General features: G+C 53.1%; 10 protein-coding genes and 1 tRNA gene. 2 read left to right on the top strand and 9 right to left on the bottom strand.

Annotation, left to right across the window (positions count from 1 at the left end; all coding sequences use genetic code 11):
* Window positions 1–55: 55 nt before the first annotated feature.
* From DW233_RS09785 to DW233_RS09755, 7 genes are all read right to left on the bottom strand, one after another.
* The gene (locus DW233_RS09785; protein ID WP_118267988.1) at window positions 56–1,213 is read right to left on the bottom strand and encodes a hypothetical protein; all 1,158 of its coding nucleotides are present in this window, start codon (window positions 1,211–1,213) and stop codon (window positions 56–58) included.
* A 381-nt stretch (window positions 1,214–1,594) separates the two neighbouring features.
* Window positions 1,595–1,669 (bottom strand) — tRNA-Val (locus tag DW233_RS09780).
* 138 nt (window positions 1,670–1,807) lie between these two features.
* The gene (locus tag DW233_RS09775; RefSeq protein WP_118267986.1) at window positions 1,808–2,596 is read right to left on the bottom strand and encodes a DUF3825 domain-containing protein; all 789 of its coding nucleotides are present in this window, start codon (window positions 2,594–2,596) and stop codon (window positions 1,808–1,810) included.
* A 287-nt stretch (window positions 2,597–2,883) separates the two neighbouring features.
* On the bottom strand, window positions 2,884–3,162 hold the full coding sequence (locus DW233_RS10620) for a DUF4160 domain-containing protein (protein WP_082421950.1): 279 nt from the start codon (window positions 3,160–3,162) through the stop codon (window positions 2,884–2,886).
* Entirely contained in the window at window positions 3,162–3,428 is a 267-nt protein-coding gene (locus DW233_RS09765) for a hypothetical protein (protein WP_055287420.1), read from the bottom strand. The genes DW233_RS10620 and DW233_RS09765 overlap by 1 nt, the downstream gene beginning before the upstream one ends.
* 243 nt (window positions 3,429–3,671) lie before the next feature.
* Window positions 3,672–4,490: a hypothetical protein gene (locus DW233_RS09760; protein ID WP_118267984.1), complete on the bottom strand. Its 819-nt coding sequence runs from the start codon at window positions 4,488–4,490 to the stop codon at window positions 3,672–3,674.
* 94 nt (window positions 4,491–4,584) lie between these two features.
* Window positions 4,585–5,658 (bottom strand): hypothetical protein, encoded by a 1,074-nt coding sequence (locus DW233_RS09755; protein ID WP_118267982.1) that lies wholly within the window; start codon window positions 5,656–5,658, stop codon window positions 4,585–4,587.
* A gap of 529 nt (window positions 5,659–6,187) precedes the next feature.
* On the opposite strand from DW233_RS09755, the gene DW233_RS09750 reads away from it, so the two are divergent.
* The gene (locus DW233_RS09750; RefSeq protein ID WP_118267980.1) at window positions 6,188–7,303 is read left to right on the top strand and encodes an ATP/GTP-binding protein; all 1,116 of its coding nucleotides are present in this window, start codon (window positions 6,188–6,190) and stop codon (window positions 7,301–7,303) included.
* Between the two features lie 478 nt (window positions 7,304–7,781).
* Here DW233_RS09750 and DW233_RS09745 read toward each other — a convergent pair whose 3' ends face one another.
* Window positions 7,782–7,991: a hypothetical protein gene (locus DW233_RS09745; protein WP_147357156.1), complete on the bottom strand. Its 210-nt coding sequence runs from the start codon at window positions 7,989–7,991 to the stop codon at window positions 7,782–7,784.
* A gap of 170 nt (window positions 7,992–8,161) precedes the next feature.
* Here DW233_RS09745 and DW233_RS09740 point away from each other — a divergent pair, with 170 nt between their 5' ends.
* The gene (locus tag DW233_RS09740) at window positions 8,162–9,064 is read left to right on the top strand and encodes a hypothetical protein (RefSeq protein ID WP_118267976.1); all 903 of its coding nucleotides are present in this window, start codon (window positions 8,162–8,164) and stop codon (window positions 9,062–9,064) included.
* A 4-nt stretch (window positions 9,065–9,068) separates the two neighbouring features.
* Here the strand turns inward: DW233_RS09740 and DW233_RS09735 are convergent.
* On the bottom strand, window positions 9,069–9,345 hold a 277-nt coding region (locus DW233_RS09735; RefSeq protein WP_199574638.1), incomplete at its 5' end, for a transposase.

Genomic DNA, 9,345 nt, shown 5'->3' with positions numbered 1-9,345 from the left:
CGGCAGCGTCGCGCGCAGCCGACCGAGGGCGCCCGGAAGTGAGTAGGGCACCCATCTAACGACCGATTTCCAGCCAATTGCACAATACGTTGGCTCGTAACTCCATTTCCGTTGTCTTTTGCGCCTTAGTTTTGCACCTATAGCGCAAACCCAAGCGCGAGCAAAGACTTCGCACGATCGCATCAAGCTGCTCGGCATCGTTAAGCATGTCGTGCGTAACCAGGAAGACGTCATACCCCATACTTTGCAGCGCCGTCATGCGTTTGGCATCGTGGTCGAGCACGGCGCCTGATCCGTGGATGACCTCGCCCTGAATCTCCACGATGCCTGCCTTCATTATGGTTGGATTCACGATCACGATATCCCCGTAGCAGACTTTTTGCCCTGCAATGCTCTGCGCCGATGCGGTTAGCGGCGTAAGGTCGTTGACGTAAACGTTTCTAAAACCGGCGCCGCCGCGAGAGCGAGGAAGCGATAGCAATAAAATTCCTGCAACTTCGAGCGGAGAAGCGGCTATGCCCGTCACCAGCTGCGCGGCGTTGTAAAACTTCGTACCCCACTTTCGTTTTTTCATCTTACTGGCATACTCATGAAGCTCGTGTATTTCGATGAGCGGCTTCCTCATCCAGAGCGAAGTGCCCTTTAGCTTTGTGACCTCATTCGTTTTCTTTTGTCCATTGGGCCCCTTCGCATTCACCTGTTCTCTGACTTTTATGCGCGCATAAACGCGTTTCCAATGTGGTTCTTCTTGGCTTCCATCGAGGTCAAAGAGGGATTCGGTGGTTGCATTCTCGGCAGTGTCTTTGGCTTTGTCTAGCTCCGCTTCTGCTGCGGCGGTGAGCTCAAAGACTGAGAACCATCCGCAAAATTCGTACATGGCAAGGACAAGATCGGTTGGAGACACAAAGCGCGCCATGGTAAATAGCGTCGCAAGTGGATTGGTAACCCTAAAGCTCATCGCGGTTTCCAGCGTGCTATCCACTCCCGAAGCATCATCACAGTGGATTGTTGTCCGTAATCCCGAATGGTAGTTAACGCCACCGCGCACTGTGGTGGTAATAATCGGGGTCTTGAGGATATCGGTTACGAAAGGGGCTTGGGACAGGGCTCGCCAGCCTTCTTCGGAGTTGGGCAGGCGCGGGTAGAGGTCGCGCACCTGCGGTGGGCAGCGCCAGTAGCGGAATGCGGTGTTTGCGCAGACGATTTCGTCCATTTGCGTCTCCCCTGGTATCGGCCATTGGCCGCGCGGATTGCGGACATCGCCGATTATCTACTGGGGCATCATGCGGGTAAGTACCGGAAGCTGACCAAACGCTGGCCAATAGCTTGACGAGTTCTGCCAAAAATCCCTCGTGTGATAGAAATCTGCTGGAAGGAGCTCTGGGCGTGTGGTCCCTGTCTCCACATTTGCGCTCGTATCATATGGGTAATTCAATGAAAATACGCATGCGTTATATACAAAACGTGCAATGACGTCAGCAAAAAAGTTGTGATAAAAATTACGTCTTAGACGACTACGTTTTATTTTTGGTGTCACCCTTGGTGTCAAAAAGAAAAAGGCCAGAGATTTAACATCTCTGGCCTGTACTTTTGATGGTGGGCGATACAAGATTCGAACTTGTGACCCCATCCGTGTGAAGGATATGCTCTACCCCTGAGCCAATCGCCCGTCGCCTTTCGGCAAAAGAGATACTATCATAGCCTCGCGTGGTTTACCAAGAACTTTTTTCCCTCGATTTTAAATTCGTGGGTGCTAGCCAAGCCAAAGCAACCAAAGCAATCGGCAAAACCGCAGCTAAACCACCATTTACCGCTTGATCCACGAAGTCTCGGGGCGGCAGATAAGTCGTGCGTTGTTGTAGGCCATGTCAAGCGTGAGGCAGGTGCGTGCGGCGTAGAAGCCGTCTTCGCGCTGGATGGTCAGCGCCAACTCGGGCTTGTCGCCGGTTAGGCACAGGGGCAGCGGCAGCTGGATCCGGCCGCCGTAGAACTGCGGTACCGCGAGCGTGTAGTTGGCGGCGGCGCGGCGGGCGGCCTCGACGACGGCTCCCTCAAAGGCGCGGCGCAGCAGCAGCGAGTTGTCTTCCCCCATCAGGCTGGCGGGAATACGCGTAAGGTTCTCCTCATCGCCCAGAATGTGGTCGATGTTGGAGCGGATGGGTAGGCGGTAGTCAAAGACCAGCTCGGAGGGGTCCTCGGCAAAGCGCACGCGGCACGGCAGGTACTCAAACGAGACCAGCATGGGGTCGCTCTCCTTAAAGAAGCCCTTCAAAAACCAGCGCTGGCGCGCGTCGGGCTTGGTATTGGGCTCAAACAGGCCGTAGATGGTCTCGTAGCGGCGCGTGTACAGGCCGGTGTTGAATAGGCAGCGATCGTCGTCGAACACCAACGGCAGGTTGGACGGCGCGGTCTGGTCCACGTCGCGCTCGGTCAGGAACACCGCGCGGCTAAACGAAAACGACAGGTAGTTTTTGAGGATGCGGTTGCCTGGACCCCAGTCCTCGGGGTCGGCGAGGTCGGCCAGGCGGTCGTAGCAGGGCTCGGGGCAAAACGCGAAGTCGTACACATTGCTGCACAGGGTGCTTGGGATCTCCATGTGGCGTCCATTCCATTCCATTTCATAGTTAGAGTTTGGATGCTTAGATTTTATACGTGCGACGCACCGTCGAAACACACAACGCAATTGCGGCGCAGCTCGTCGGCGAGTTCTGCTCGCGTGCGGTTTCCGGAAACAAGGTCCTGGATCCAGGCGTAGTGCTGGTTGTCTTTGGGTTCCGGGCTATCGGAAAGTACGATTGGAGCACTAGCGGCGTAACAGGAAGGTCCCGCCCGTCAACATCGGCAATCATGAGTTGACAAGCGTAATCATGGTTCAATTGCGGTTTAGCAATAGAATGTCAGGGAATCATCACCAAAGGTTTCGCGCCACTTGTCACAAATGTATCGATGGTTCATGGTGATTAGTTTTGAAAGATCCCTGAGATCCTTAGCCGGAATCTTGCTCTCGTTGTTCGCAAGTGTGCATCCGCCATTTTTAGTGAGCCAAAACTTAGTCGAGTTAGCAGCCGCCCTCTTTACCCCTACATGGATGTGAACGGGTTCTCCGTTTTCCGCGATCCAAAAGAACAGAACATACTGTCCAAAAACAAGAATTCGAGGCATTATGCCACCGCCGGTCCAGCTTTTTGCCGTTCTGCAAGCTCGAAGATAAACGGAGCGTTTGATCTAACGAACTCGGTCAAAAAATCCAGTTCGTCAGTAGAAAATCCTTCGACGTTAAACCATTTGACCGCAGGTAGAAAGCATTCTGCATGGTCAAAACCAAAATCAACCGGGCGCTCGACGGCTACGCGAACGGTCCCGTCGTCTCGTGTTTCTGAGTAGGCAAACTGAGTGCCGTCATCTAGCTGAACATAGCTCCAAAGCATTGCTGCCTCCTTAGTGTTTATATCCAAGTATAAACAGCCGCTTAGATGCAACGTGATGCGAATTGAATTATTCCCATAAGACCTGAACTGCTGATTATTTGTATTACTGAGATTTGAACCACCTCACACTTCAGTGTCTTTTTGGCATGGAAAACCGTCATTGTGCGAAAGTCGGACTTTATGTCAAGGATCGTCTTCAGATTCAAGCGCTCGCATGCTTAACTACTTGCAGGCGCTTGAATCCTATAGATTACCCAAATGCTGCTCAACAGCCTCCATGCCAACCTCCGCATATTTTAGGAGGCCTTGTATATCGTTGTAGTTCTTGGGCAATCGATCTTTTTCAATGCCAGTAATTTTTGCAAATAATTCGATTGTCAGATCGAGTGCGAAGTCGATTAGTTTTTGAATTTCGCCGTAAGTTAAAGGAAGTCGCCTAACAAGCTCATCATATTTCAGTGCTTCCATGTCGCTATGGGCGAAAACCTTATTTCGCTGATCGCGAAGCATGTCAGTTAGTTTACGGAGACTGTTGAGTCGTTTTTTCCATAAATTGGAAAGGTCATGAGTGGTTATACACACAGTAACCATTCTGTAATGATTTCCGAACAGCTTTTCATCTGAGCGTTGTGACTCAACTTCTTTGGGGTAGAAACGCTCCTCGTCCTTTGCCAATGGATGAACGATTGGATTAAGCCTGTCAAAGTTTGGTCGATCATTAAATAAGGAGATTGCAAGTGCGTCGATTTCAGCAGAATGAGACTTGACGTCTTCTATCAAGTTCCCAATACTGACGTCGCTTTTGGCATCAAATAACCGTGCGCAATTCATGAAACAGGATTCGGTTAATGCAAGTTGTGTAAAGCTGAAGAAGCAGCCAGCGCAAATTACCTCATTCTCATAGTCGGAAGATGCTTTAGACAGTTCGCGAAGGATTGCTAGTTTCGTGTTGGCATAAAATGCCTCGTTGTATAGATAGCTGCAACGCTCAAGCAGCTCAAGAAGGCCGGCGTTTAATTCTTTCTTGGCAGCGTCAACTGTATGATCCGATTCGTGGTACATGTTAGATAAATCCTGAGCAATTGTTGTAATAAATTAATCTACTAATGCGTCGTTAAGAATATGGCCTTCTACATAGTCTATCGAAATGGGTGCTTCAGCACCGACATGCGGCAGCCATGAGCACTGTCCCAAGCAGCGAAAGCGCCAAAGAAGCGGCTATCCAGTTGTTGTCGCCGGTCTTGGGGAGTGCCACAGTTGTTGCGGTGGCAGGCTTGGGCTTGACCGTCTTGGCGACCGTGGTCTTGGTTGTCGCGGCCGCGGGTTTCAGCGAGGGATTTGCCGTGGGCCCCGTGGTGGGCTCTCCAGCAGCGGGGCTTGAATCGGCGGGAGACTTTTCCGCCCCACCGCCCGGTACCTCGCCCCTGTCCGTCTCCCCCGCCGGAGACGTGGCTACATCGGGCTCAATCACCACATGCGGTGCCACCGCACCGGAGGCATCCACCACGCCACCAGCTCCAAATGCCCCACCAGCAGGCGCCATAAACCGCGCGGAAACAAGCGACCCGCCCGTGCACGCAACGCCGCCGTCGGCACCGGCCGCATCGAGCCACGAGGCAGCGACGGAAAGCCGGCAGCCAGCCGCGCCAGCACCAATGCCCAGATCCTGCAGATACACGCCGTAGGCGCGCACGCCCGCTCCGGACCCGGCTCCCGCGGCGACGACGCGCCCGCGGCCGCGCACGGCCATGTCGCCGGCGATCACGCCGGCCACGGCCTCGTCCGTGACGTCGGCCCCGTCCGCCCGGGCATCGACGGCGCAGCCGTCCACCACGAGCGCCCGCGAGACGTGGATCGCGCACTGCGAGCCCGATGCCGCCAGGGACCCGGTGCCGCGAAGCGTCAGGCTGCCCCACACCTCCATGCCGCACTGCGTGATGTCCGCATCGGGCGCATTCGACTCCGTCACCGAGTTTTGCCCGGCGAGCGTCACGACCAGGTCGCCGTCGGCGGCGGTGGCGTCGCCCGCGTAGCCGTCAAGCTCCAGATGGCCGGCATCGGTCCAGGCCCAGCCGGGGCCCGACACGCCCGGCTCGCAGTACGTCGCGCCCGCGATAAACAGGCTCTCCGCGCCCGCGGCACAAGAAGGCCCGCCCAGCAAAACGCATAGGCAGGCCATGGCAGCGATCGCGATGTGATGACGGCCGGTGTGGGACTCGGCGGCAAACATAGCTGCTCCGATTTTCGCAGGAGCCAATAGAATATGCACCAGAAAAATGCCCTGGTAGCAGCACCTATTAGTTTAGCGAGATCGATGCGGGAGCAAAGAGAAATCGCGTGGGCAATGTCCACAATTAGGTGTAAATCGTTTTGCCAGCCGGTGAAAGGGAGAATCAGCTTCCGAATTCGCCCTTCACGTTTCTGATGATGTTGTTTGATAAATGGTTCCGATAGTCCATAAAAGATGGTTCATAATAGATTTAGATGAAAAACCTTCGGATTTGTAAGGCGGGGTCGCTGAGACGGTACCGCCTAGTTTTATCAGCGTGCGCCTAACGATCGAGATCACATTCACCCTCGCGCGCGAAGAAGTCTTGCCCTGCGAAGACTATGATCGGTTGGACAGGCCCGGCGTATATCGCGTACTTCCGTAGTTTTTCTTCGGAATATCCGTATTAAAAATACGGGCAAATTGACCAATTTGCTAAGCTACTTTATCCTGTGTTTCAAATAGACTCAGAAAGCAGAGGAGCCGTGCCATGCTCAAGAAGTTTTCGGTTTCAAATTTCAAGTGCTTCAATAAGCGAATTACATTTGATCTATCCGATCCCGCCAACTATTCATTCAATCAACAGGTAATTCAGGATGGCATTAAGGCAAAGGGCATCATATATGGTGCGAATGGCAGTGGAAAGTCCAATTTCGCCCTCGCGATATTCGACATTGTTCTGCATCTGACCGACAAGGAAAAGCTGCTCAAAAAATACTCGCCATACCGGTGCCTTAATTCAAAGAGTTCAATTACAGAGTTTCAATACGATTTTGTCTTCGACAATATCGAGGTCGTATACCGCTACGGGAAAACCGACCCACAGACGCTTGTATACGAGAGTCTGTACATTGCTGGCGTGGAGGTCTTGAGCTACAGGTTCGACGCTCAAACGGGCCATGTTGACCTGCCGGGCGCCGAGTCCCTCTCGCTTTCTACCGATCTCCCCACTGAGTCCGACAGGCTGTCGCGTGTCAAATATGTCAAGAGCAATGCAATACTGCGAGATGAGCCGTCTGCCAGGGCGTTTAGAGCCTTCACCTCCTTTGTCGACAACATGCTCATGTTCTACTCGCTCGATGAGCGTGGATATCAGGGGCTTTCGGTTGGCTCGGATATCTTTACCCAGGGCATTATTCGCGAAGGAAAGATGGAGGACTTCCAAGAATTCTTGCGCCAGCAGGGAATCTCCCTGAACCTCGTATCCGTGGACGTGAATGGAGTTCCCGAGCTTTATTGCAGGTTCGAGGGCGGTACCGTTCCGTTTGCGTCGGTCGCCTCGACAGGCACCATGTCACTTGCTCTGTACTACTACTGGTATATCAAGATGAGCAAGGCTTCCTTGGTCTTTATCGATGAATTCGATGCCTTTTATCACTTTGAATTGTCCCGGTCGATCGTGGAGATGCTACGGGACCTTGAGGGTGTCCAGGTTTTCATTACGACGCACAACACGGACCTTTTGACGAACGACCTCATGCGTCCCGATGTCTATTTCATTCTCAAGGAGGGGGAGATTCGCTCGCTGGAAAAGCTAACACCCAAGGAGCTCAGATTGGCGCATAACCTCCAGAAGATGTTTAAGGCCGGTGCTTTCGATGGCTAGCCCGGTCACGCTCTTCATCGTTGAAGGAGAGTCGCGTGACCTGCGCTTTGCGGAGAAGATGAAGGATCTTTTTCTGAAAGGGAGAGATGACCTGAGGGTGATCTGTCTGCCAGCGGCGCAGAACATCTACATGCTTTACGAGCGGCTTGCAGAGGAGGACTTCGATCTGGATGTTGTGGAGGTACTGAGAGAAACGGTGCCTTCTGCTGCAAAATGTCTAGAGGGCGTGGAGAGGGATTCTGTTAGTGCCTGCTCGGTCTCGATGAGGTTTCATTTGAGACGTATCGAGAGCTGGTTACGGTCGATGCGATCTTCCGCGAGGAGAAAAGGATGCGGATCGAGGACGGTTCGGTGTTTGTGCTATCGGCTTTTCCAGAGTTTCTGCTCGACTATTTCGGTGATAAGTTCTTTAATTCCATGGCTCCGATGCGCCACCTTAAGTTCGATGATTGCCCCCGAGGAAATGGATGAGACGCAATTAATCTCGCGGGTACAGGTTCTCCTGTCTAAATTGTGAACTCGGCATAAGAGACGTTGTTGGCCATGCCCCGGACAGCATCCAGTCGATGATGTTCTCTTGCCTGATGCCGCCGCGACCTCCCACGTCAACGCGGTCGAGCGTGAGCGGGGTCTTCGGATAGTTGTTCCGAATCGCCTGCAGCGGCGCGAGCTCGGGAAAGTACCTCACTATCAGCTTCCCCCACTCCGACTTCGGGTTCACGCAGGTGATGTGGAACCCGTTAAGCCCAGCTTGGACAAGCTGTTAGGAGACTGGCATTTCGCCTGCGTCGATCTCGAGAGGATCGGCGACAAGGTTGCGAACAAGGACTGGAAAGGTCATTATGAGGGGTAAATAAGATGACAGACAACACGTATTCGGGAACTCTAAAATTCAAAGATGTTGATTTTGTCTTTGTGTTCGATGGCTCTGAGCTTGTTCTCATCCCGCCCAAAGAACGCAAGAATGACATTATGTGGGGTTGGCTAAAAAAAGAAATTTGCCCCGGTGTGTATACATCCGGCGACCCTTTGACTGTTGATGTGCCTTATCTTGACGGCTTCTGCAACGAGACAAGCAAGCGATTGATCTTTTTGACCAGGGAGGAATCGACTGTCGGAAGTCGAAATTCGACTCTGTATATCAACGTTGCTGGGTATCTGGAATGTAGCCCGAATACCAATGGTTTTTGCAGGATGACTCTATCCGGCAGGGCCTTGAATTACATTCATCCGGTTAATAGGGCATTCTCGCAGGTATTTGATTCTGACGACCTTACAGAAAAGGGAATCATCTCTATCAGGACAAATGGATTCGACAGAACTTCGACCGTGAAGAGAGCATTTCGCTTTGAGGGCAGAGATATCGCGGCGTATTTCTCAGTTGGGTGGACATGCAGTATGAAAATTAGTACTCCACCCATCACCCTTAATTCCAGCATGATTTTCGAGTTTGATGAAACGGACGATTACTGGTTTTTCTATCGCCTGTGGCATGCAGCAGAAGACTTCCTCAAATATCTGACATTCAGCAAAAACACACTAATTGAGGATTGCAGCCTGCAGGCTATGTACGACGACTCGCATTACCCCAGCACAGCTGAATTCAAGCTAGCGAGATTCTCAGAGCCATTTGATACCAAGCCTCTTGAAAAAGGTCGATATATTCAGCTGTCTTTGCTGGACGGTAGTGTCGAGAAAGTTGGTGTAGCGTCCGATCCGAAGCGAGTCGGCCCGGCGTCCAAGAACCTGGAATACGGTTGATATCCTATGCCGCCTCGATCCTGTCCGCAAGCTCGAGTCCGGATTCGATCATCTTCCTGGCCTCGGCCTCCAGCCGCGGCCAGTCGACCGTGCCGTCGATCCCGTGGGCGCGGCCCTCGTCGTAGAGCTCGCCCATCTTTGCCTCCGAGAAGTACCTGGACTCCTGCCACACCTCGTCCTGCTCGCACATGACCGCGCCCGCCAGCCGCACCAGCGATGCCGTCGAGGGGAACACCTGCACCACCCTCGACCTGCGCTTTATCTCGCGGTTCGTCCGCTCC

Origin of the sequence: Collinsella sp. AM20-15AC (assembly GCF_003471405.1) — a bacterium.
GTDB lineage: Bacteria > Actinomycetota > Coriobacteriia > Coriobacteriales > Coriobacteriaceae > Collinsella.
Note: the sequence above shows the minus strand (reverse complement) of the source record. Positions and strands in the feature narration are given on the sequence as shown.